General features: G+C 72.1%; 21 protein-coding genes. 13 read left to right on the top strand and 8 right to left on the bottom strand.

All coding sequences use genetic code 11. The annotated features are described in order from the left end of the window. Positions 1-25 precede the first annotated feature (25 nt). Both TNCT1_RS01705 and TNCT1_RS01700 read right to left on the bottom strand, forming a co-directional pair. Positions 26-715, bottom strand: a complete 690-nt coding sequence (locus TNCT1_RS01705; protein WP_143627370.1) for a DUF402 domain-containing protein — start codon at positions 713-715, stop codon at positions 26-28. A gap of 74 nt (positions 716-789) precedes the next feature. Continuing rightward, entirely contained in the window at positions 790-2,175 is a 1,386-nt protein-coding gene (locus tag TNCT1_RS01700; protein WP_143628282.1) for an aspartate ammonia-lyase, read from the bottom strand. A gap of 184 nt (positions 2,176-2,359) precedes the next feature. Here TNCT1_RS01700 and TNCT1_RS01695 point away from each other — a divergent pair, with 184 nt between their 5' ends. Further along, positions 2,360-2,725, top strand: a complete 366-nt coding sequence (locus TNCT1_RS01695) for a hypothetical protein (RefSeq protein ID WP_143627368.1) — start codon at positions 2,360-2,362, stop codon at positions 2,723-2,725. Positions 2,726-2,870: 145 nt separating this feature from the next. Here TNCT1_RS01695 and TNCT1_RS01690 read toward each other — a convergent pair whose 3' ends face one another. Then, positions 2,871-4,541, bottom strand: a complete 1,671-nt coding sequence (locus tag TNCT1_RS01690) for a fumarate hydratase (RefSeq protein ID WP_143627366.1) — start codon at positions 4,539-4,541, stop codon at positions 2,871-2,873. Positions 4,542-4,709: 168 nt separating this feature from the next. Between TNCT1_RS01690 and TNCT1_RS01685 the strand changes: the two genes are divergently transcribed. Further along, positions 4,710-5,432, top strand: a complete 723-nt coding sequence (locus TNCT1_RS01685) for a DUF1707 domain-containing protein (protein WP_143627364.1) — start codon at positions 4,710-4,712, stop codon at positions 5,430-5,432. 175 nt (positions 5,433-5,607) lie between these two features. Then, on the top strand, positions 5,608-5,982 hold the full coding sequence (locus tag TNCT1_RS01680) for a WhiB family transcriptional regulator (RefSeq protein ID WP_143627362.1): 375 nt from the start codon (positions 5,608-5,610) through the stop codon (positions 5,980-5,982). Between the two features lie 74 nt (positions 5,983-6,056). On the opposite strand, the gene glpX is transcribed toward TNCT1_RS01680, so the two are convergent. After that, positions 6,057-7,091, bottom strand: a complete 1,035-nt coding sequence (gene glpX / locus TNCT1_RS01675) for a class II fructose-bisphosphatase (protein WP_143627361.1) — start codon at positions 7,089-7,091, stop codon at positions 6,057-6,059. A gap of 127 nt (positions 7,092-7,218) precedes the next feature. On the opposite strand from glpX, the gene TNCT1_RS01670 reads away from it, so the two are divergent. Continuing rightward, the gene (locus TNCT1_RS01670) at positions 7,219-7,743 is read left to right on the top strand and encodes a DUF4245 domain-containing protein (RefSeq protein WP_143627359.1); all 525 of its coding nucleotides are present in this window, start codon (positions 7,219-7,221) and stop codon (positions 7,741-7,743) included. 68 nt (positions 7,744-7,811) lie between these two features. Here the strand turns inward: TNCT1_RS01670 and TNCT1_RS01665 are convergent, their stop codons facing one another. From TNCT1_RS01665 to xseA, 3 genes are all read right to left on the bottom strand, one after another. Continuing rightward, positions 7,812-8,402, bottom strand: coding sequence for a malonic semialdehyde reductase (locus TNCT1_RS01665; RefSeq protein WP_143627356.1), 591 nt, complete (start codon positions 8,400-8,402; stop codon positions 7,812-7,814). Positions 8,403-8,538: 136 nt separating this feature from the next. Further along, a complete protein-coding gene (locus TNCT1_RS01660; RefSeq protein WP_143627355.1) occupies positions 8,539-8,760 on the bottom strand; it encodes an exodeoxyribonuclease VII small subunit in 222 nt (73 codons plus the stop codon). 90 nt (positions 8,761-8,850) lie between these two features. Further along, entirely contained in the window at positions 8,851-10,065 is a 1,215-nt protein-coding gene (xseA, locus tag TNCT1_RS01655) for an exodeoxyribonuclease VII large subunit (RefSeq protein WP_143627353.1), read from the bottom strand. Between the two features lie 118 nt (positions 10,066-10,183). On the opposite strand from xseA, the gene TNCT1_RS01650 reads away from it, so the two are divergent. Both TNCT1_RS01650 and ppgK read left to right on the top strand, forming a co-directional pair. After that, positions 10,184-11,200, top strand: coding sequence for a 4-hydroxy-3-methylbut-2-enyl diphosphate reductase (locus TNCT1_RS01650; RefSeq protein ID WP_143627351.1), 1,017 nt, complete (start codon positions 10,184-10,186; stop codon positions 11,198-11,200). Positions 11,201-11,249: 49 nt separating this feature from the next. Continuing rightward, positions 11,250-12,011, top strand: a complete 762-nt coding sequence (gene ppgK, locus TNCT1_RS01645; protein ID WP_143627349.1) for a polyphosphate--glucose phosphotransferase — start codon at positions 11,250-11,252, stop codon at positions 12,009-12,011. Between the two features lie 120 nt (positions 12,012-12,131). Here ppgK and TNCT1_RS01640 read toward each other — a convergent pair whose 3' ends face one another. Next, positions 12,132-12,662: a DUF6542 domain-containing protein gene (locus tag TNCT1_RS01640; protein ID WP_143627347.1), complete on the bottom strand. Its 531-nt coding sequence runs from the start codon at positions 12,660-12,662 to the stop codon at positions 12,132-12,134. 181 nt (positions 12,663-12,843) lie between these two features. On the opposite strand from TNCT1_RS01640, the gene ychF reads away from it, so the two are divergent. The 7 genes from ychF (at position 12,844) to TNCT1_RS01605 (ending at position 20,611) form a co-directional block, all read left to right on the top strand. After that, the gene (ychF, locus tag TNCT1_RS01635; RefSeq protein WP_143627345.1) at positions 12,844-13,932 is read left to right on the top strand and encodes a redox-regulated ATPase YchF; all 1,089 of its coding nucleotides are present in this window, start codon (positions 12,844-12,846) and stop codon (positions 13,930-13,932) included. A gap of 137 nt (positions 13,933-14,069) precedes the next feature. Then, on the top strand, positions 14,070-15,308 hold the full coding sequence (locus TNCT1_RS01630) for a DUF4190 domain-containing protein (RefSeq protein WP_174266103.1): 1,239 nt from the start codon (positions 14,070-14,072) through the stop codon (positions 15,306-15,308). Between the two features lie 197 nt (positions 15,309-15,505). Next, positions 15,506-16,258 (top strand): GntR family transcriptional regulator, encoded by a 753-nt coding sequence (locus TNCT1_RS01625; RefSeq protein WP_143627343.1) that lies wholly within the window; start codon positions 15,506-15,508, stop codon positions 16,256-16,258. A gap of 336 nt (positions 16,259-16,594) precedes the next feature. Continuing rightward, positions 16,595-16,780: an SPOR domain-containing protein gene (locus TNCT1_RS01620; protein WP_143627340.1), complete on the top strand. Its 186-nt coding sequence runs from the start codon at positions 16,595-16,597 to the stop codon at positions 16,778-16,780. Positions 16,781-16,810: 30 nt separating this feature from the next. Then, positions 16,811-17,221, top strand: a complete 411-nt coding sequence (locus tag TNCT1_RS01615; protein WP_143627337.1) for a (deoxy)nucleoside triphosphate pyrophosphohydrolase — start codon at positions 16,811-16,813, stop codon at positions 17,219-17,221. A 122-nt stretch (positions 17,222-17,343) separates the two neighbouring features. Further along, positions 17,344-17,772 (top strand): ATP-binding protein, encoded by a 429-nt coding sequence (locus TNCT1_RS01610; protein WP_143627335.1) that lies wholly within the window; start codon positions 17,344-17,346, stop codon positions 17,770-17,772. Positions 17,773-18,022: 250 nt separating this feature from the next. Beyond that, complete coding sequence (locus TNCT1_RS01605) at positions 18,023-20,611, top strand: SpoIIE family protein phosphatase (RefSeq protein ID WP_143627334.1); 2,589 nt, start codon at positions 18,023-18,025, stop codon at positions 20,609-20,611. The last annotated feature ends 14 nt before the right edge of the window (positions 20,612-20,625 follow it).

Genomic DNA, 20,625 nt, shown 5'->3' with positions numbered 1-20,625 from the left:
GTGGGCCGGGGGCGCATCAAGGGTCTCATGAGGACACGTGCGCGGGCGTACGGTCCCAGTCCTCGGGGAGTGACGGTACCCCCCAGGACGGATCCGGGCGCCAGTGCTGCCAGCCCTCGGAGAACGGCGGGCCCCAGGCGTCGATCACCTCCACCGCGGCCCGCCCGGCCGCCCGCACCCGCGCGGCGGTCCCCTCGTCCATCAGCCCGTCCCGCTGGGCCTGCGCGAACTCGTCCTCGTCCCGCCAGTGCCAACTGCGGTCCGGGTGGACGGAGATGTCCAGGAAGTGGTCCTCGGAGTCGACCCCGCCCGCCCAGCGGGCCAGCGGCTGTTCGAGGTTGACGTACCAGTTCTTGAACCGCCACCCCGGCTCCCAGAACAGCCACACCGACCAGGGCTCGCCGGGCCGGGCCAGCTTCAACACACCCGTGCCGAACCACCGGTCCCGCTGCACGGCGCGCGGCCTGGTGTAGCGGGTCTCCAGCGGCTCCACGTGCACCGGCGTGCCGTCGGCGAGCACCGGCTTCACGCACTCGGTACCGGGCGCCATCCACACCGCGAGCAGCTCCGCGTCGTCCCGGACGACGGTGACGGGCCGCGCGATGTGAAAGCGTGCGCCGGCGTTCTCCCGGTACCGCCACAGGATCTGGCTCCCGGGGGTCCAGTAGGGCGCAGGCCCCGCCGCCGCTCGTCTCACCGCTCCGTCGTCCGCCATGAACAGATATTAGGTGCCGTACACATGTGAACGCCTGCGGTTCGCGTCACGGACCGACGCGGCGGGGCCAGTTGTCACGGGTGTGTCATCCGCAGGACATCCAGCGCCTCGTCGAGCTGCTCCAGGGTGAGGTCGCCGCGCTCCACGTAGCCGCCCTCCAGCACGACCTCGCGGATGGTCCTGCGCTCGGCCAGCGACTTCTTGGCGACCTTCGCGGCCTCCTCGTAGCCGATGTACTTGTTCAGCGGCGTCACCACCGAGGGCGAGGACTCGGCGTACTCGCGGGCGCGTTCCCGGTCGGCGGTGATGCCGTCCACGGTCCGGTCGGCCAGCAGCCGGGAGACGTTGGCGAGCAGCCGGACCGACTCCAGCACGTTCTTGGCGATGACGGGCAGCATCACGTTCAGCTCGAAGTTGCCGGAGGCGCCGGCCGTGGCGATGGTCGCGTCGTTGCCGATCACCTGGGCGGCGACCATGACCACGGCCTCGGGGATGACCGGGTTGACCTTGCCCGGCATGATCGAGGACCCCGGCTGCAGATCGGGCAGCCGGATCTCGGCGAGACCGGTGCGCGGCCCGGACGCCATCCAGCGCAGGTCGTTGGCGATCTTCGTCAGCCCCACCGCGATGGTCCTGAGCTGCCCGCTGGTCTCCACCACCCCGTCCCGGGCGCCCTGCGCCTCGAAGTGGTCGCGGGCCTCGGTGAGCGGCAGCCCGGTGGCCCGCGCGACCTCCGCGATGACCGCGGCGGAGAACCCGGGCGGGGTGTTGATCCCGGTGCCGACCGCGGTCCCGCCCAGCGGCAGTTCCGCCAGCCGGGGCAGCGAGGCCCGCAGCCGCTCCACGCCGTACCGGACCTGGGCCGCGTACCCCCCGAACTCCTGACCCAGGGTCACCGGCGTCGCGTCCATCAGATGCGTCCGCCCGGCCTTGACCACGTCCGCGAACTCCTCGGACTTGCGCGTGAGAGCGGCGGCGAGGTGCTCCAGCGCCGGGATCAGGTCGTGGGTGACGGCGGCGGTGGCGGCGATGTGCAGGGAGGACGGGAAGACGTCGTTGGAGGACTGCGAGGCGTTGACGTGGTCGTTGGGATGCACGTCCGTGCCGAGCCGCTCGCCGGCCAGGGTGGCGATGACCTCGTTGGTGTTCATGTTGGACGAGGTCCCGGACCCGGTCTGGAACACGTCCACCGGGAAGTGCTCGTCCCACTTCCCCGCGGCGACCTCGGCGGCCGCGTCCTGGATCGCCCGCGCGACGTCCTCGTCCAGCACGCCCAGTTCGGCGTTCACCTTCGCCGCGGCGCCCTTGATCCGCGCCAGCGCCTCGATGTGCGCCCGCTCGATCCGCTGCCCGGAGACGGGGAAGTTCTCGACGGCGCGCTGCGTCTGCGCCCGCCACTTGGCGTGGGCCGGCACCCGGACCTCGCCCATGGAGTCGTGTTCGATGCGGTAGTCGCTCATGCCCTTGTCAGCGATCGGGGCGCGGCGGTTGTTCCGGGCCATGGGCCCATTGGCACCACCGTGGTCACCGGGTCGGGGGATCGGACCCCCGGCCGCCGGGCGGGACATCACGGATAAATGTGACTATCAGTCCGAGGTGGTGGGCGATTCCCGCCGCCACCACGGCCGGCAGGAGGACCGATCGATGCGTCTCACTCCCAAACGTCTGCTCGGCGGCTTCGCGGCGGTGTCCATAGGTGCGGCGACCCTGCTGGGCGCGGGAGCCGGCACCGCCGGCGCCGCGGGCGGAGTCCACTGCGACCGCGCCGAACGGCCCGTCTGGAGCGGCGATCCCAGCCGCGAGCTGACGGCCCGCGGATGCGACCTGCCGTCCGGTGACGGCCGCTGGTACCGCGTCGCGGTCGACGACCTGGTGGAGGCCCACCACACGACGGCCTACCTGGACGGCCCGGTCGACCGGACCGAGAGGCTGCACGACAGGACCATCACGTGCATGGGCTTCATCGCCGACGGCGCCACGGTCAACTGGTTCGGCTGTCTTCCGCGCTGACCCGCGTCCCCGTCACGGCCCGGGAGCGGCGCCGCCGCACGGCGAGTGCGGTCCACCGCCCTTCCCGGCGCGGTCGTCCGGCGCCGGGAGAACGGCAGAGCCCCCGGCGACGCGCCAGGGGCTCTTCACGGGTACCGCCGCCGGATCAGCCCAGGCCCGGGCCCCGCACCGGGATGCTGGTGAACGTCGGCTGCGGCGCCGGGTCCTGGAAGAAGTCGTTGCCCTTGTCGTCGACGACGACGAACGCCGGGAAGTCCTCGACCTCGATCTTCCAGACGGCCTCCATCCCCAGCTCCTCGTACTCCAGGACCTCGACCTTCTTGATGCAGTCCTGGGCGAGGCGGGCGGCCGGGCCGCCGATGGAGCCGAGGTAGAAGCCGCCGTGCGCGGCACACGCCTCGGTGACCTGCTTGCTGCGGTTGCCCTTGGCGAGCATCACCTTGGAGCCGCCCGCCGCCTGGAACTGCGCCACGTACGAGTCCATGCGGCCGGCCGTCGTCGGGCCGAAGGAGCCGGACGCGTAGCCCTCGGGCGTCTTGGCCGGGCCCGCGTAGTAGACCGGGTGGTCCTTCAGGTACTGCGGCATCTCCTCGCCGGCGTCCAGCCGCTCCTTGATCTTGGCGTGCGCGATGTCGCGGGCCACGACCAGCGGGCCGGTGAGGGAGAGCCGCGTCTTGACCGGGTACTTGGCCAGCTCGGCGAGGATCTCGTCCATCGGCTGGTTCAGGTCGATCCGGACGACGTCCCCGTCCTGCTCCAGGTGCTCGTCCGTGGTCTCCGGCAGGAACCGCGCCGGGTCTGTCTCGAGCTGCTCGAGGAAGACGCCCTCGGCGGTGATCTTGGCGACCGCCTGGCGGTCGGCGGAGCAGGAGACGGCGATCGCGACCGGGCAGGACGCGCCGTGCCGCGGCAGCCGCACCACGCGCACGTCGTGGCAGAAGTACTTGCCGCCGAACTGCGCGCCGATGCCGATCTTCTGGGTCAGCTCGAAGACCTTCTCCTCCAGGTCCTCGTCCCGGAAGCCGTGGCCGAGCGGCGAGCCCTCGGAAGGCAGGTTGTCCAGGTAGTGCGCGGAGGCGTACTTCGCGGTCTTCAGCGCGTACTCGGCGCTGGTGCCGCCGACGACGATCGCCAGGTGGTACGGCGGGCAGGCGGCCGTGCCGAGCGAGCGGATCTTCTCCTCCAGGAACTTCATCATGGAGGCCTCGTTCAGGACGGCCTTCGTCTCCTGGTACAGGAAGGACTTGTTGGCGGAGCCGCCGCCCTTGGCCATGAACAGGAACTTGTAGGCGCCGCCGTCCGTCGCGTACAGCTCGATCTGGGCCGGGAGGTTGGAGCCGGTGTTCTTCTCCTCCCACATGGTGAGCGGAGCCATCTGCGAGTAGCGCAGGTTCAGCTTGGTGTAGGCGTCGTAGATGCCGTGCGAGAGGGCCTTCTCGTCCTCGCCCGCGGTGAGGACGTTCTGGCCGCGCTTGCCCATCACGATCGCGGTGCCGGTGTCCTGGCACATCGGGAGCACGCCGGCCGCCGCGATGTTCGCGTTCTTCAGCAGGTCCAGGGCGACGAACTTGTCGTTGCCCGAGGCCTCCGGGTCGTCGACGATGCGGCGGAGCTGGGCGAGGTGGGCCGGGCGCAGGTAGTGCTGGATGTCGTGGATGGCCTCCTCGGCGAGCTTGCGCAGCGCCTCCGGCTCCACCTTGAGGAACGTCCGCCCGTCCGGCCCCTCGACGGTGGACACGCCTTCCGAGGTCACCAGCCGGTACGGGGTGGTGTCCTCGCCCTGGGGAAGCAGATCGGTGTACGCGAACTTAGGCATCTCAGCCCATTCCTCACTCTGACGGACGGCTGCCCGCCGACGTTGGCGGGCCCCACCAGCGTAGAACCTGCCGTCGGCGCGGAAGCTGTGAGGTGAGGCTCAGTTCGACACGCCCGCGGTCGTCCACACCCCTAGTCGCGATCTATCGCGTTTCGGTACGCTGCTGCCGTGGACCTTCAGAAGCACGCCCCAGCCCAGGACGGGCCGCCGGCCCCCGCCGCCCTGCGCGCCTCGGACGCCGACCGCGACCGCGTCGCCGACATCCTCCGCGAGGCCCTGGCCGAGGGCAGGCTGACCGCGGACGAGCACGCCGAGCGCGTCGAGGGGGTGCTGCACGCCAAGACGGTCGGCGAGCTGGAGGTCTTCATACGCGACCTGCCCGCCGCCCACCACGGGCCCGCGGCGTCCTCCTACACGGCCGTGCCGCCCCGCCCGGCCCCCGGCGCGGTGCCCGCCGAGGCGGACGCCAACGTGGTGGCCGTCTTCAGCAGCGCCATGCGGCGCGGCCGCTGGCGGGCCGGGCGCCGGCTGCACGCGTACGCGGTCTTCGGCAGCGTCGAGATCGACCTGAGCGAGGCGATCTTCGAGTACCAGCAGGTGGTCGTCAAGGCCGTCTCGGTCTTCGGCGACGTGCAGATCCGGGTGCCGGAGAACGTCTCGCTGCGCGGCACGGGCGGCGGCGTGCTGGGCAACTTCGAGGTGGCCCCGCTCGACTCGGCCGACTCGGAGGCGCCCGTGGTCTACGTCGACGGCTGGGCGGTGCTCGGCAACGTGGAGGCGCGGGCCAAGCGCGGCAGGCGCGTGGCGGACATCCTCGACCGGGTCCACGACAAGGTCGACCGGGTCCAGGACAAGGTCGACAGGAAGCTGCGCAAACACCTGGACCGTTGACGGCCGCGAATCCGGCGGTGCCCGGAAGGGTGCCGTCCGGTCGTCCGCGGGCGGGCGGGGGCGTGAACCGGCCGCCGTGCGCCCGCGGTCGCGAACGCTGTGCATAGGCGCGCGCACAGCGGGTAGGCCTTGCTGCATCGTCGCTCACTCGCGAAGCCGTCGTCAGGAGTAGACCGTGCTGCAACCGCCGCATTCGTCCCTGCAGGTAGCTGCCGTTCCGGCCCAGCGGGTGCCAGCGCGCGACCGGGACCAAGACGCCCCCTGGCACACCGAGGCGGTGTGCCGGCGCGACGAGGCGGGCCTGTTCTTCGCCCCGTCCAAGGAGCCGACGGCCGCCCGGCTGTCCCGCGAGGAGGCGGCCAAGCGCGTCTGCGCGCGCTGCCCCGTCATGGTCGAGTGCCGCGAGCACGCCCTGCTCCAGCCCGAGCCGTACGGAGTCTGGGGCGGTCTGACGGCGGCCGAGCGCCGTGTGGTGCTGGCGCGCCGCCGCCGGCGGGAGCTCGAGCTCAAGAAGGCGGCGCGGGCGACGGCGGAGCGCATAGCCGGCTGAGACGGGAAATGGGCGCCCCCTCCGCACAGGGGGCGCCCATCGGTCTGCGGGGGAGCGGTGCTCGCCCCGGCGGGTCACTTCGCCCGGTCGAAGTCGATCGCGCTGTAGGCCCGCAGCTTGCTCAGCCGGTGCTCGGAGTCGATCCGCCGCACGGTGCCGGACTTCGACCGCATCACGATCGAGTCGGTGGTGGCGGTCTCCGACCGGTAGCGCACCCCGCGCATCAGCTCGCCGTCGGTGATGCCGGTGGCGACGAAGAAGACGTTCTCGCCGGTGACCAGGTCCTCCGTGGTCAGCACCCGGTCCAGGTCGTGCCCGGCGTCGACGGCCCGCGCGCGCTCCTCGTCGTCCTTGGGCCACAGCTTGCCCTGGATGGTCCCGCCCAGGCACTTCACGGCGCAGGCCGAGATGATGCCCTCCGGGGTGCCGCCGATGCCGAGCAGCAGGTCGATGCCGGTGCCCTCGCGCAGGGCGAGGATGGAGCCGGCCACGTCACCGTCGGAGATGAGCTTGATGCGGGCGCCGGTGTCGCGGATCTCCTTGATGATGCCTTCGTGCCGGGGGCGGTCGAGGATGACGACCGTGACGTCCTCGGGCGTGCGGCGCTTGGCCTTGGCGACCCGGCGGATGTTCACCGACACGGGGGCGTTGATGTCGACGAAGTCGGCGGCCTCGGGGCCCGTGACCAGCTTGTCCATGTAGAACACGGCGGACGGGTCGAACATGGCGCCGCGCTCGGCGGCGGCGAGGACCGCGATCGCGTTGGGCATGCCCTTGGCGGTCAGGGTGGTGCCGTCGATCGGGTCGACGGCGATGTCGACCTCGGGCCCGGTGCCGTCGCCCACGTGCTCCCCGTTGAAGAGCATGGGGGCTTCGTCCTTCTCGCCCTCGCCGATGACGACGACGCCGTTCATCGAGACGGTCGAGACGAGGGTCCGCATGGCGCGCACCGCGGCGCCGTCGGCGCCGTTCTTGTCACCGCGCCCGACCCAGCGGCCGGCGGCCATGGCGGCGGCTTCGGTCACCCGGACGAGTTCCAGGGCGAGGTTGCGGTCGGGCGCCTCTGAGGGCACATCGAGCTCGGACGGCAGATGATGATTCTCGGTCATCGGAGCGCACCTTTCTGATACGACGACGGCCGGATGAGGGTCTTGGTCCCGACTCTATCGTTGAGCAGACAAAATGAGCAGGGGACCCCACGGATGAGCGCTCCGGGCACCTGCGACGATAGAGGGCGTGGCAGGTTCCAACGGCAAGCAGAAGACGGTCCGGGACATGATCCTCTCCCTGGGCCTCATCGGGATCGCGGCGGCGGTCATCTACGTCTTCGTCCCGCACGACGATCACGCTCCCGACATCAAGCGGGTCGACTACCAGGTCGAGCTGGTCACGGCGCGTCGTGCCGCGAGCTACCCGGTGGCCGCTCCGGAAGGCCTGCCCGGCACCTGGAAGGCGACCTCGGTGCGCTTCCAGGGTGAGGACTCCGACCGCTGGCACCTCGGCTTCCAGGATCCCGAGGGCCAGTACGTGCAGGTCGAGCAGTCGACTCAGAAACGGTCCGACTTCATCCAGGAAGCCAGCCAGGGCTCGAAGGCGACGAAGCGGACCGAGCGGATCGGCGAGCGCACCTGGACCCGCTACACCGGCGGCCGATACCACGCCCTGGTCCTGGAGGACACCCCCGGCTCCACCACGGTGGTGGCCGGCACGGCCCCCTTCGACCGGCTGACGAAGATGGCGGCGGCCCTGAGAATGTCCTGAGCGCGGCGCCCGCGCCCACGCGAAGAGGCCCCCGGCGGATGCCGGGGGCCTCTTCGCGTGCGTGCAGGTCAGACGGTCGTGACGACGTCCTCGTACGCCAGGCGCGGCGAGCGCGGGTACCAGGCGTCCGGGCCCGGGCGGCCGATGTTGACGACCATCAGCGGGGTGTGGTCGTCGTCCAGGAACTCCTTGCGGACGCCCTCGAAGTCGAGGCCGGTCATCGGGCCGGCGGCGAGCCCGGCGGCGCGGACGCCGACGATGAAGTAGCCGGCCTGGAGGGCGGCGTTCATCGCGGCGGAGCCCTCGCGGACCGGGCGCTCGGCGAAGAAGGCGTCCTTGGCCTGCGGGAAGGCCGGGAACAGGGCCGGCAGCTCCTCGTGGAACTCGTTGTCCGCGGAGAGGATCGCGACGAGCGGGGCGGTGGCGGTCTTCGCCCGGTTGCCCTCGGCCATGTGCTTCACCAGGCGCTCGCGGGCCTCGGGGGAGCGGACCAGGGTGATGCGCAGCGGGGACTGGTTGAAGGCGGTGGGACCGTACTTGACCAGGTCGTAGATCGCCTGGACCTGCTCCTCGGTCACCGGCTCGTCGGTGAAGGTGTTCGCGGTGCGGGCCTCGCGGAACAGCAGGTCCTGGGCGGCGGGGTCAAGAACGAGAGACATGCGTGCCTTCCTCGGGTGCGCGTCCGGCCCGGGCGCCGGACCGGCTGACGCACCAGACCCTACGGCAAAGTTCAACCTTCAACCAAGTTGGGGGTGCGGTGAGAACCGGCACACTGCCGCGTGCCGTCCCGTCTCCCTACTCGGCGTCCTCCCCGGCCTCCTCAGCCAGCGCCGCGTCGAGTCTGGCCCGCGCCCCTTCCAGCCAGCGCCGGCACACCTTGGCCAGCTCCTCGCCCCGCTCCCACAGCGCCAGGGACTCCTCGAGCGTCGTACCGCCCGCCTCCAGCCGCCGTACGACCTCGATCAACTCGTCCCGGGCCTGCTCGTAGGAGAGCGCCTCGTCCACCTTGCTGGTCATCCACCCACCCTAGGTCGTCTCGTTTCGATCATGCCGGTCTCACGGGCCGGGCCGGTCGAGGCGGGAGACCCCCAGGGCCTCCCGTGCGGATCATGCCGGGGCGTCGACCCGGACGCCGAACTCGCCCTCGGCCACCCGCGCCCGCAGCGGCTCGCCCCCGGACACCTCCTCCGGGTCGCGCACCACGTGCCCGTCCGCCCGCTGCAGCACCGCGTAGCCGCGCTTGAGCGTGGCCGCCGGGGAGAGGGCCACCACGCGCGCGTGCGTGTGCGTCAGCTCGGAGTCGGCGCGGTCCAGGAGGTGGCCGAGGGTGCGCCGGCCACGGTCCAGCAGCGACGCCACGTGGTCGGCGCGTTCGTCGACCATCCGGTGCGGGTCCTCCATCGAGGGACGCGCCAGCGCGTGCGCCAGCCCCCGCTCCTCCCGCTCCACGGCCGCCGACGCGCAACGCCTGGCCCGGTCCCGCAGCATCCGCACCCGCTCGAACTCCTCGCCCACGTCCGGCACGACCTTCTTGGCCGCGTCGGTCGGGGTGGAGGCGCGCAGGTCGGCCACATGGTCGAGCAGCGGGCTGTCGGGCTCGTGCCCGATGGCGGACACCACCGGCGTACGGCACTGGGCCACCGCGCGCACGAGCTGCTCGTCGGAGAACGGCAGCAGGTCCTCCACGCTGCCGCCGCCGCGCGCGACGACGATGACGTCCACCTCGTCGAGCGCGTCCAGCTCCTTCACCGCCTGCACGACCTGCGGCACGGCGTGCACACCCTGCACGGCCACGTTGCGCACCTCGAACCGGACGGCGGGCCAGCGGTGGCGGGCGTTCTCCAGCACGTCCCGCTCCGCCGCTGAGGCCCGGCCGCAGACCAGCCCGATGAGCTGCGGCAGGAACGGCAGCGGCTTCTTGCGCTCCGGCGCGAACAGCCCCTCGGCCGCGAGCGCCTTCTTGAGCTGCTCGAGACGGGCCAGCAACTCACCGACGCCGACAGGCCGTATCTCGGCGGCCCGCAGGGACAGCTGGCCACGCGGCGCGTACCACTCCGGCTTCGCCAGGACGACGACCCGGGCGCCCTCGCCGACCACGTCGGCCACGGCGTCGAACACCTGCCGGTAGCACGTCACGCTGACCGAGATGTCGTGCGAGGGGTCCCGCAGGGTCAGGAACACCACCCCGGCGCCCGGCCGCCGCGAGAGCTGGGTGATCTGCCCCTCGACCCACACCGCGCCCAGCCGGTCGATCCACCTGCCGATGAGCCGCGAGACCTCACCGACGGGCAGGGGCGTCTCGGGCGACGTGTTCACAGCCATGCCGCGAGCGTAACGGCGGGCACCGACAAAAGGCCCCGCCCGCACGCGCGCCCGCGGCGTGCCCGGGTGACGGCCCGGGCGGGCACGAGATCCCGTAGCCCGTGAACACACCCTTACGATGGGTCCCATGACCGCTTCGTCTGGCCGCCGTGTCCTGCTCGCCGCCCCCCGGGGCTACTGCGCCGGTGTGGACCGCGCCGTGATCGCCGTCGAGAAGGCCCTCGAGCAGTACGGGGCCCCGATCTACGTCCGGCACGAGATCGTCCACAACAAGTACGTCGTGCAGACCCTGGAGAAGAAGGGCGCCGTCTTCGTCGAGCGGACGGAGGAGGTGCCGCCGGGCAACATCGTGATGTTCTCCGCGCACGGCGTCGCCCCGGTCGTGCACGAGGAGGCAGAGCGCGGCCGGCTGGCCACGATCGACGCCACCTGCCCGCTGGTCACCAAGGTCCACAAGGAGGCCGTGCGGTACGCCAAGGACGACTACGACATCCTCCTGATCGGGCACGAGGGCCACGAGGAGGTCATCGGCACCTCCGGCGAGGCCCCCGAGCACATCCAGCTCGTCGACGGCCCCGAGGACGTCGCCAAGGTCGAGGTCCGCGACCCCTCGAAGGTCGTGTGGCTGTCCCAGACCACCCTCTCCGTGGACGAGACCATGGAGACCGTCGACGCCCTGAAGACGAAGTTCCCCGGCCTCGTCTCCCCGCCGAGCGACGACATCTGCTACGCCACCCAGAACCGCCAGCTCGCCGTGAAGCAGATGGGCGCCGAGGCCGACCTGGTCATCGTCGTCGGCTCGCGCAACTCCTCCAACTCCAAGCGGCTGGTCGAGGTCGCCAAGCTGGCCGGCGCCCGCGCCGCCCACCTGGTGGACTTCGCCGACGAGATCGACGAGGCCTGGCTGGAGGGCGTCACGACGGTCGGCGTCACCTCCGGCGCCTCCGTCCCCGAGGTGCTGGTCGAGCAGGTCCTGGAGTGGCTCGCCGAGCGCGGCTACGGGGACGTGGAGATCGTCAAGGCCGCCGAGGAGTCCATCACCTTCTCGCTGCCCAAGGAGCTGCGCCGCGACCTGCGCGACGAGGCGGCGGCCCTGGTCGCCGAGCGCGGCGGAAGCGGCGCCTCCGACGTGTGACGGGCATCTGCGTGACATGACCGTCAGTGGCACGTCGTAACGTGGGGCCATGCAGATCTTCGGCGTGGACATCGGTGGATCCGGGATCAAGGGCGCCCCTGTGGACCTGGACAAGGGCGACCTGGCCCAGGAGCGCTGCAAGGTGCTCACCCCGCACCCGGCGACGCCCGACGGCGTCGCCGACGGGGTGAAGCAGGTCGTCGACCACTTCGGCTGGACGGGCCCGGTGGGCCTGACCTTCCCCGGAGTGGTCACGGACGGCGCCACGGTCCGCACGGCGGCCAATGTCGACAAGAGCTGGGTGGACACGGACGCGCGCGCGTTGTTCGGCGGCCGGCTGGGCGGCCTGCCGGTGACCGTGGTCAACGACGCGGACGCGGCGGGCGTCGCCGAGATGCAGTTCGGCGCCGGCCGGGACCGGCGTGGCACGGTCGTCCTGCTCACCTTCGGCACCGGCATCGGCAGCGCTGTGTTCGTGGACGGCGTCCTCGTCCCCAACACCGAGCTGGGCCACCTGGAGCTGAACGGCCACGAGGCCGAGAAGCGGGCCTCCAGCAAGGCCAAGGAGGACCACGACCTGAGCTGGGAGCAGTGGGCGCGCCGGGTCGGGAAGTACCTGGCCCACGTCGAGATGCTCTTCTCGCCCGGGCTGTTCATCGTCGGCGGCGGGGTCAGCCGCAAGGCGGACAAGTTCCTGCACCTCATCGAGGGCGTCAAGGCCGAGATCGTGCCGGCCCAGCTACAGAACAACGCGGGCATCGTCGGAGCCGCGATGCACGCGGCCCAGGCACAGGCACGCCTGCGGGATTAGGGCCTGTCCGACAGCTCGCGGGCCCGGCGGGACATGCCAGGCAGGCCCTGGGGCCTCCCGCGCGGATCGGGGCGAGCCCGGCGTGATCCTGACGTGAGGCCCCGGGGGCGGGCCCGCCGGTCAGCCGCGGCTCCGGCGGGCCCGCACCCACAGCACCCGGCGTACGAGCACGATCAGCCCCGCGAGCAGCGTCCCCCCGTACAGCCAGCCCGCCTGCGTGGCGAGCCCGGTGACCAGCCCCATCAGCCGCCCGAGCAGCCCCCCGCCGCCGTCAGCGACGGGGAACAGGCCCGCCGCGAAGGAGATCGGCACGACGACCGGCGCGGTGAGCACGTCACCGCCGCGGACCCACAGCGCGGTCAGCACGCACACCGGCAGGAACAGCACGCCGTACAGCGTCAGGGACGCACCGAACACGAGCTGGTCCAGCAGACCGAGCACGAACATCGCCGCCGCGCAGAACAGCCCCCCGCCGAGTCCGGTGAGCCGCAGTCCCGCCGGCTGCCCGTCCGACGGCCCGGCGCCCTGCGGCCGTCCGGCCGCGGGCCGCGCCGTGCGCGGCACCGGCCGACGTACCTGCGGCGGCAGCGACGCGGGCGGTGTGACCCGTCGCCGTCCGTTGTTCGTGGGTCGGCTTCTGCGCTGCTCCATTGGACCAACTTAGGTCTGCTTATGTGTTCAATCAGCCCTCAGACACGCCGGTGGCAGCGGCTCGGCCGGACCTCCCTCGCTCCCGCGAGCCCGTCGCCGGGGACGCCGTAGACTGGTGGATCGGCCAGTGTCTCTGGCCCCTGGCAGCCCCTGGCCCCTCTCATCTACGGGAAGTCGCAACGTGTCGCTCACGATCGGAATCGTCGGCCTGCCCAATGTCGGCAAGTCGACCCTGTTCAACGCCCTGACCAAGAACGACGTGCTGGCGGCCAACTACCCGTTCGCCACGATCGAGCCGAACGTCGGCGTGGTCGGCGTCCCCGACGGACGGCTCGCCAGGCTCGCGTCGATCTTCAAGTCGGAGCGCATCCTCCCGGCCACGGTCGACTTCGTCGACATCGCCGGCATCGTGCGCGGCGCCTCCGAGGGCGAGGGCCTGGGCAACAAGTTCCTCGCCAACATCCGCGAGTCCGACGCGATCTGCCAGGTCATCCGTGCCTTCAAGGACGAGAACGTCGTGCACGTCGACGGCAAGGTCTCGCCGAAGGACGACATCGAGACGATCAACACCGAGCTGATCCTCGCCGACCTCCAGACCATCGAGAAGGTCCTGCCCCGGCTCCAGAAGGAGTCGCGGATCAAGAAGGACGTGGCCCCGAAGGTCAAGGCCGTCGAGGAGGCCAAGGAGATCCTGGAGAAGGGCGACACGCTCTTCGCGCACGGCATCGTCCAGGGCACCGAGCGCAACGAGCTCCTGCACGACCTGCACCTGCTCACCACCAAGCCGTTCCTCTACGTCTTCAACGTCGACGAGGACGAACTGGTCGACGAGGACTTCAAGAACGAGCAGCGCGCCCTGGTCGCCCCCGCCGAGGCGATCTTCCTCAACGCCAAGCTGGAGGCCGACCTCGCCGAGCTGGACGAGGAGGAGGCCCTGGAGCTGCTGCAGTCCGTCGGCCAGGAGGAGCCCGGCCTCGCCACGCTCGCCCGCGTCGGCTTCAACACCCTCGGCCTGCAGACGTACCTCACGGCCGGCCCCAAGGAGTCCCGCGCCTGGACGATCAAGAAGGGCGCCACGGCCCCCGAGGCGGCCGGTGTGATCCACACCGACTTCCAGAAGGGCTTCATCAAGGCCGAGGTCATCTCCTTCGGCGACCTGGTCGAGGCGGGCTCCGTCGCCGAGGCCCGCGCCAAGGGCAAGGCCCGTATGGAGGGCAAGGAGTACGTGATGCAGGACGGCGACGTGGTGGAGTTCCGCTTCAACGTCTGACCGCGCGCACGGAGGGGCCGGGTCCGGCGGAGCCCGGCCCTTCCGCGTCGTCCGCCGCGATCACGGTCCCCGGAAGCGCTGACCTGGCTTAACATGCGCGCAGTCGCATCAGCCCAACAGCCAGGAGCACGGTACCGGTGTCCATACCCCCGCCCGCCGGCCCGCAGCAGCCGCACGGGCCGCACCAGCCGCCCCAGCAGCCGTACCCGCAGGGGCCGTACGGGCCGCCGGGGTCTCCGCAGGGGCCGGCGTACCAGCCGTGGGCGCAGGGCTACAGCCCCTACAACCGGCCCGCCCCCGTCAACGGCCTCGCCATCACCTCGATGGTGTTCGGCGTGCTGTGCTGCCTGCCCGGCGTGGGCCTGGTGTTCGGGCTGATCGCGCTGCGGCAGATCCGGCGGCGGGGCGAGCGCGGGACGGGACTGGCGGTCGGCGGCTCGGTGCTGTCCGGCATCGGGCTCGCGCTGTGGGCGCTGATGCTGGCCACGGGCGGAGCGTCCAGCTTCTGGGAGGAAGTGAAGCAAGGGGCGCGCGACGGCGCGGACGCCTCGCTGGTGAAGGGGGACTGCTTCGACTCGCCCAGCGGCGCCCTGAGCGGCGGTACCGAGGTCGTGACCGGGGTGCCCTGCTCCGGGGAGCACGACGGCGAGGTGTTCGCCACGTTCCGGCTGCGGGACGGCGGTTACCCCGGTGACGCCTCCGTGAGCGGCACCGCCGACGAGCGCTGCCACGGGCTCCGGGACAGCTACGCGATGGACGCCTGGGCCGTACCCGACGACGTCGACGTCTACTACCTCATGCCCACCGAAGGCAGTTGGGCGGCCGGGGACCGCGAGGTCACCTGCGTCTTCGGCAACGCGGCCGAGGGCGGGAACCTGACCGGGTCGCTGCGCAACGACGCGACCGTCCTGGACGCCGACCAGGTCGCGTACCTGAAAGCCGCTCACATCCTGAACGCGGCGGTCGAGTCGGCCCCGGACGAGGAGTACGTCGAGGACGACCTGCCGGGCCACCGGGCGTGGGCCGGGCGGGTCGCCGCGGCACTGGACGGACAGGCCCGGACACTGCGCGGCCACGACTGGCCCGCCGGCGCCCGGACGCCGGTCACCGCCCTGGCCGCGGGCCTCGACAGGGCCCGTGCCGAATGGGCGAAGGCCGCGCGGGCGAAGGACGCCGACGCCTTCCACCAGCACTACGACACCGGCCTGCGCCTGCTCGACCCGAAGCAGGCGGTGCCCGCCCGGAAGGCCCTGGGGCTGGAGACCACCCCGCCGGCCGGCGACGGTGAGGACGGCGGCGGCCCGGGGGGCGGCGGCTCGAACAGGGGCGGCTCGAACGGCGGCGGCTCGGACGGCGGCAGCGGCATGGCGGTGTGAGCGGCACCCCGGCCCCGGCGTCCGGCCGGGCGAGGAGCGCGCAGGTGTGGTTGCGGCCGCAGGGGGGAGAAAGTGCCTGGGAGGAGCCCTCCCCGGCCCGATGTCATCACATCGAGTGATTCTCTGGCCTTCGCTTGCATGGGCCAACCCACGGTTGCCAGGCTGTTGCTGTCTGTACAACCTGATGGGAGCGGCCAGTGACTTTCGGTGAACAGCCGGCGTACCTGCGTGTCGCGGGTGATCTCCGCAAGAAGATCGTCGACGGTTCACTGCCTCCCCATACCCGGCTCCCCTCCCAGGCCCGCATCCGCGAGGAGTACGGCGTCTCGGACACCGTCGCGCTGGAGGCCCGCAAGGTCCTCATGGCCGAGGGGCTGGTCGAGGGGCGTTCCGGTTCGGGGACGTACGTGCGCGAGCGGCCGGTGCCCAGGAGCGTGGCCCGCTCGGGCTTCCGTCCCTCCTCGGGCGCCACGCCCTTCCGGCAGGAGCAGGCGGACGCCTCCGTGCGCGGCACCTGGGAGTCGAGCAGCGAGCAGGTCATCGCGGGGGCCGCCATCGCCGAGCGGCTGGGGGTCGACCCCGGTGCGCGCGTGATGCGTACGAAGTACCTGTTCCGGGAGGTGGGCGAGGCGATGATGCTCTCCACCTCCTGGGAACCGCTCGCCGTCACCGGCCGCACCCCGGTGATGCTGCCCGAGGAGGGGCCGCTCGGCGGCATGGGGGTGGTCGAGCGGATGCGGGCCATCGACGTCATCGTGGACAACGTCACCGAGGAGGTCGGCGCCCGTCCCGGTCTCGCCGAGGAACTCAACCTCCTGGGCGGCGTACCCGGCCATGTGGTCCTCGTCATCCAGCGCACCTACTTCGCCTCCGGCCGCCCCGTGGAGACAGCCGACGTCGTGATCCCGGCCGACCGGTACCGTGCCGCTTACCACCTGCCCGTGAAGTAGCGCACACTCCGGCACGCGCCGCGGGGCCGCGCACCACCGCCCGCGCCGTTACCCGGTGCGGTGAGCGCCGTTGCTATCCGGCCGTTCTCCCAGGTGATCGCAGGTGTGGGTGAAACGGCCCCGGCCCACGACACCGGCGGAGGGGGCGGCGCGTTCGCTGCCGCACGCCCCCTGCGTTCTGGCTGGTTGCGTACCTCTTTGTGAAAAGACGTATTCGCTCCGTGAAGGTTGGGCGTACGCTCGGGCATATGCGGACTGCGGTTTCCTCGGGCGGGGCTCGGCGGGCGCCCGGGTGCGAGGGAGGGCGGGGCGGTGCGAGAAGGAGCGGTGGGGGCCATGAGTGAGGGCACGGGGGTGTCCCTGCCCTGGATCGTGATACGGCAGGACGACAACGGCAACCGCTACCGCGTGGGACGGTACGCGACCCGGGCCGAGGCCCAGAAGATCGCGGACAGCCTCGACGACCACGGGCACAAGCAGCTCTACTGGGTCGAGCGCATCGGCAACGGCGCCCACAACTGACCTTCTCCGGCGTCCCGTAGGCTCCAGCCCATGACGGATCGGACCGTGGTGGTGGGCGCCGCCCTGCTCGACGCCGGCCGGCTGCTCGCCGCGCGCCGCAGCGCACCCCCCGAGCTGGCCGGGCGCTGGGAGCTTCCCGGCGGCAAGGTGGAGCCGGGGGAACGCCCCGAGGACGCCCTGACGCGTGAACTGGCCGAGGAGCTCGGCATCGACGCCGAGCCCGTCGAGCGGGTGCCGGGGGAGTGGCCGCTGAAGTCGCCGTACGTGCTGCGGGTGTGGACCGCCCGGCTGCGCCCCGGTTCCGCCGCGCCCCGGCCCCTCCAGGACCACGACGAACTGCGCTGGCTCACCCCGGAGCGGCTCTGGGAGGTGCCCTGGCTCGAACAGGACGTCCCCGCGGTCCGCGAGGTCGCCGCCCGCCTGGGTACGGGAGCGCGCTGAGCGGCGGAGCGCCGCCGGGCGGCGGGGCTCCTAGGCCGTTCGCACCACGGTGCGACGTCCCGCGCGGTAAGCCCTCATGGATACCGGGTATGTGCCCATTAACCCCATGAAAACGGACATGGGTGGGCTCGCTGGCCTGGGAAGTGATCGGCGTGATCGACACCGATGGCGACTGCGCCGAGTGGATCTTCCCGGCGGAGCCGGGCGTCGTGCGCAGCGCCCGCAGCGCGGTCCGCGGCCAGTTGCGGGGGTGGGATCTCGACTGCGTCGCCGACCTCGCCGCGCTGCTGGTGAGCGAGCTGGTGACCAACTCCCTGCGGCACGCCACCGGCCCCATCGGGGTGCGGCTGGTGCGCCCGGCGCGGACCGGCGACGCGCTGCTGGTCGAGGTGTCCGACCCGCTGCCCGATCCGCCCCGCGAGCGCGTCGCCCGGCCCGAGGACGAGAGCGGCCGCGGCCTGCAACTGGTGGCCGGCGCCGCCCGCCGCTGGGGAACGCGGCCCGGCGGCGGCGGGAAGACCGTCTGGTTCGAGCTGGCGGTGCCCGGCTGAACCCGGTGTACATCCCGGCCCGCGCCGTCCATCGCGGCAGACCGTCCGGCGACCGGGGCGGGACTACGTGATTCGAGGCCGTGTTCCCTGGTTAGAAGACTGGAAGTGTTGTCACGGCCCGGTCCGAAAAGCACCTCGACCGAGCTGTGATCGTGAACACCGTGTTGTGCGGCGCCGTAGTGCTGGATACTGCGGGCAGCCGCCCCCGGTGACCGGTGCCGGGTGCGGTGAGCTGGAGGGGACGGTTCGCGTGAGCGAGATACCAGCGAAGGCCACGGAGTCCGAGGACCCGTCGGACGGCGCTAGTGACCGGGCCGCGCGCCACGCGGGCGGCCCGGGCGACGCCATGTGGCAGAGCAGTCCGCCCGGCTCCATCTACGACTACATCCGGGTCGCGTCCTTCTCCATCGGTCCCGGCGGACTGGTCGACCAGTGGAGCCTGCGCGCCGAACAGCTCTTCGGCATCACCGCCGAACGCGCCGTCGGGATGGACCCGATCGAGGCCTTCGTCGACTCCGACCTGCGCGAGCGCAGCCAGCGGAAGATGGCCGAGATCCTCGACGGGCGGGAGTGGACCGGTGTGGTGCCCTTCCGGATGCCGGACGGGCCGGACGGGGACCGGGGCGAGGAAGGGCTCGCCGAGGTCTACGTCATGCCCACCCGGACCGCCGAGGGCGAACGGGCCGCCGTCTGCATCGTGGTGGACGTCCGGACCCTGCGCAGCATCGAGACGGACCTCGCCGCCTCGCAGGCGATTTTCGGCCAATCCCCGTTCGGGTTCCTGCTGATCGACCCCGACCTGAGGGTCCGCCGGGCCAACATGCGTTTCGCCTCCGTCTTCGGCGGAACCCCGGACGACCACCGGGGCAAGGGAGTTCACGACTACCTGCCGCGCGCCGAGGCCGATCGGGTTTCGGCCACCCTGCGCAGGGTGCTGGAGACCGGCGACTCCATCACCGACATGCATGTCACCGGATTCGTCCCGGGCTCCGAGGAACGCCGGCACTGGTCGGTCAACCTCTACCGGGTGCACAGCGGCAGCGGCCGCCCCATCGGCATCGCCTGGCTCGGCACCGACATCACCGCCCGCCGCGCCGCCGCCCGCGAGGCCGCCGCGGCCCGGCGCAACCTCGCCCTGCTCAACGAGGCGGGCGCCCGCATAGGCAACTCCCTGGACCTGGAGACCACGGCCCGCGAACTCCTCGACGTCGTCGTCCCCGGCTTCTGCGACCTCGCCACCGTCGACCTCTACCAGGGCCTGCTCACCGGCGACGAAGCCCCGCCCGGCCTCACCGACGGCAGCGCCGAACTGCGCCGCGTCGCCTTCGCCAGCGCCGTCTCCGACGCGCCCCTCAGCGGCTCGGGCGACGCCGTCGCGGTCGGCGCGGTCCATCACTTCCCCTTCAACTCGCCCTGCGCGGACGCCCTGCGCACCGCCCGGCCGCAGCACGTACCGCCGGAGGACGGCGGCCTGGTGCAGTCCACGCTGGCCGTGCCGATGGTCGCGCACGACACCGTCGTCGGGCTCGCGCGGTTCGCCCGTACGAAGGGCAGCGAGCCGTTCGGCGACCGGGACCGGGACCTCGCGGTCGAACTGGCCGCGCGCGCCGCCGTCTGCATCGACAACGCCCGTCTGTACCGCCGTGAGCACGAGCGGGCGCTGATACTCCAGCGTTCCCTGCTCCCGCCCGGCGACCCCGAGGCCTCCGGCCTCGACATCGCCTGCCGCTACCTGCCCGGGAACGCGGCCACCGAGGTCGGCGGCGACTGGTTCGACGTCATCGAACTCCCCGGTCACCGCACCGCGCTGGTCGTCGGCGACGTCATGGGACGCGGGCTGCGCGCGGCGGTCGCGATGGGCGAACTGCGCACCGCCGTACGCACGCTGGCGCTGCTGGACCTCGAACCGGCCGAGGTGCTCTCCGCACTGGACGAGATCGCCCGCGGCCTCGGCACCCCCGGGGGCGTCCAGCAGGCCACCCGCGCGGCGCGCCAGCCCCGGGACGCCGACCTCTCCGAGGTGTACCTCGCGACCTGTGTCTACGCCGTCTACGACTCCGTCACCAGGCGCTGCACGTTCGCCAACGCCGGGCACCTGCCGCCGGTGCTGGTGGAACCCGGCGAGGCGGCCCTGATGCTCGACGTGCCGCCCGGGATGCCGCTCGGCGTGGGCGGCGAGCCGTTCGAGGAGGTGGAGGTCGAACTGCCGGAGGGCGCGCTGCTCGCCCTCTACACCGACGGCCTGGTCGAGTCCCGCGACCATCCCCTCGACGAGGGGCTCCAGGCCTTCGTGGGCGCGCTGACCGACCCCTCCCGCCCCCTGGAGGACGTCTGCGACCACGTCCTGAACACCCTCGACACCCATCACGGCGAGGACGACATCGCGCTGCTGATGGCCCGGGTCCAGGGGCTGCCCGCCGAGTCCGTCGGGGACTGGACGCTGCCGCGCGAGCCGCGCAGCGTGGGGCGGGCCCGTGAGTACGCCCGGCAGCAGCTCGTCGCGTGGGACCTGGAGCCGCTGGTGGACACGACGGAACTGCTGGTCAGCGAGCTGGTGACGAACGCCCTGCGGTACGGGGAGGGTGAGATCCGGCTGCGGTTGCTGCTGGACCGCACCCTAGTGTGCGAGGTGTGGGACTCCGGTCTCGTGCAGCCGCGGCGGCGCCGGGCCCGGGACACCGACGAGGGCGGCCGCGGCCTGCAGCTCGTCGGGCTGCTCAGCGCGGCGTGGGGCTCGCGGCGCACGCCGCGCGGCAAGACGGTGTGGTTCGAACTGCCCCTGCCCGGCGGCGAGACCGGTCTGACCGACCCGGCGGAGGCCCTGCTCAGCCTCTTCTGAGCCCCGGTGCGCCC

This window comes from Streptomyces sp. 1-11 (assembly GCF_007176755.1).
Lineage (GTDB): Bacteria > Actinomycetota > Actinomycetes > Streptomycetales > Streptomycetaceae > Streptomyces.
The sequence above is the reverse complement of the archived record's forward strand: the minus strand, read 5'-3'. Positions and strand labels throughout refer to the sequence as shown.

Excerpts from the sequence above, each read along its gene's own strand:
- TNCT1_RS01615 (WP_143627337.1), top strand. The coding sequence starts at position 16,811 with ATGACGGATCGGACCGTGGTGGTGGGCGCCGCCCTGCTCGACGCCGGC.
- glpX (WP_143627361.1), bottom strand. The coding sequence starts at position 7,091 with ATGACCGAGAATCATCATCTGCCGTCCGAGCTCGATGTGCCCTCAGAG.
- TNCT1_RS01650 (WP_143627351.1), top strand. The coding sequence starts at position 10,184 with ATGGGTCCCATGACCGCTTCGTCTGGCCGCCGTGTCCTGCTCGCCGCC.
- xseA (WP_143627353.1), bottom strand. The coding sequence starts at position 10,065 with ATGGCTGTGAACACGTCGCCCGAGACGCCCCTGCCCGTCGGTGAGGTC.
- TNCT1_RS01665 (WP_143627356.1), bottom strand. The coding sequence starts at position 8,402 with ATGTCTCTCGTTCTTGACCCCGCCGCCCAGGACCTGCTGTTCCGCGAG.
- TNCT1_RS01700 (WP_143628282.1), bottom strand. The coding sequence starts at position 2,175 with ATGAGCGACTACCGCATCGAACACGACTCCATGGGCGAGGTCCGGGTG.
- TNCT1_RS01690 (WP_143627366.1), bottom strand. The coding sequence starts at position 4,541 with ATGCCTAAGTTCGCGTACACCGATCTGCTTCCCCAGGGCGAGGACACC.
- TNCT1_RS01695 (WP_143627368.1), top strand. The coding sequence starts at position 2,360 with ATGCGTCTCACTCCCAAACGTCTGCTCGGCGGCTTCGCGGCGGTGTCC.
- TNCT1_RS01660 (WP_143627355.1), bottom strand. The coding sequence starts at position 8,760 with ATGACCAGCAAGGTGGACGAGGCGCTCTCCTACGAGCAGGCCCGGGAC.
- TNCT1_RS01705 (WP_143627370.1), bottom strand. The coding sequence starts at position 715 with ATGGCGGACGACGGAGCGGTGAGACGAGCGGCGGCGGGGCCTGCGCCC.
- TNCT1_RS01640 (WP_143627347.1), bottom strand. The coding sequence starts at position 12,662 with ATGGAGCAGCGCAGAAGCCGACCCACGAACAACGGACGGCGACGGGTC.
- TNCT1_RS01620 (WP_143627340.1), top strand. The coding sequence starts at position 16,595 with ATGAGTGAGGGCACGGGGGTGTCCCTGCCCTGGATCGTGATACGGCAG.
- ppgK (WP_143627349.1), top strand. The coding sequence starts at position 11,250 with ATGCAGATCTTCGGCGTGGACATCGGTGGATCCGGGATCAAGGGCGCC.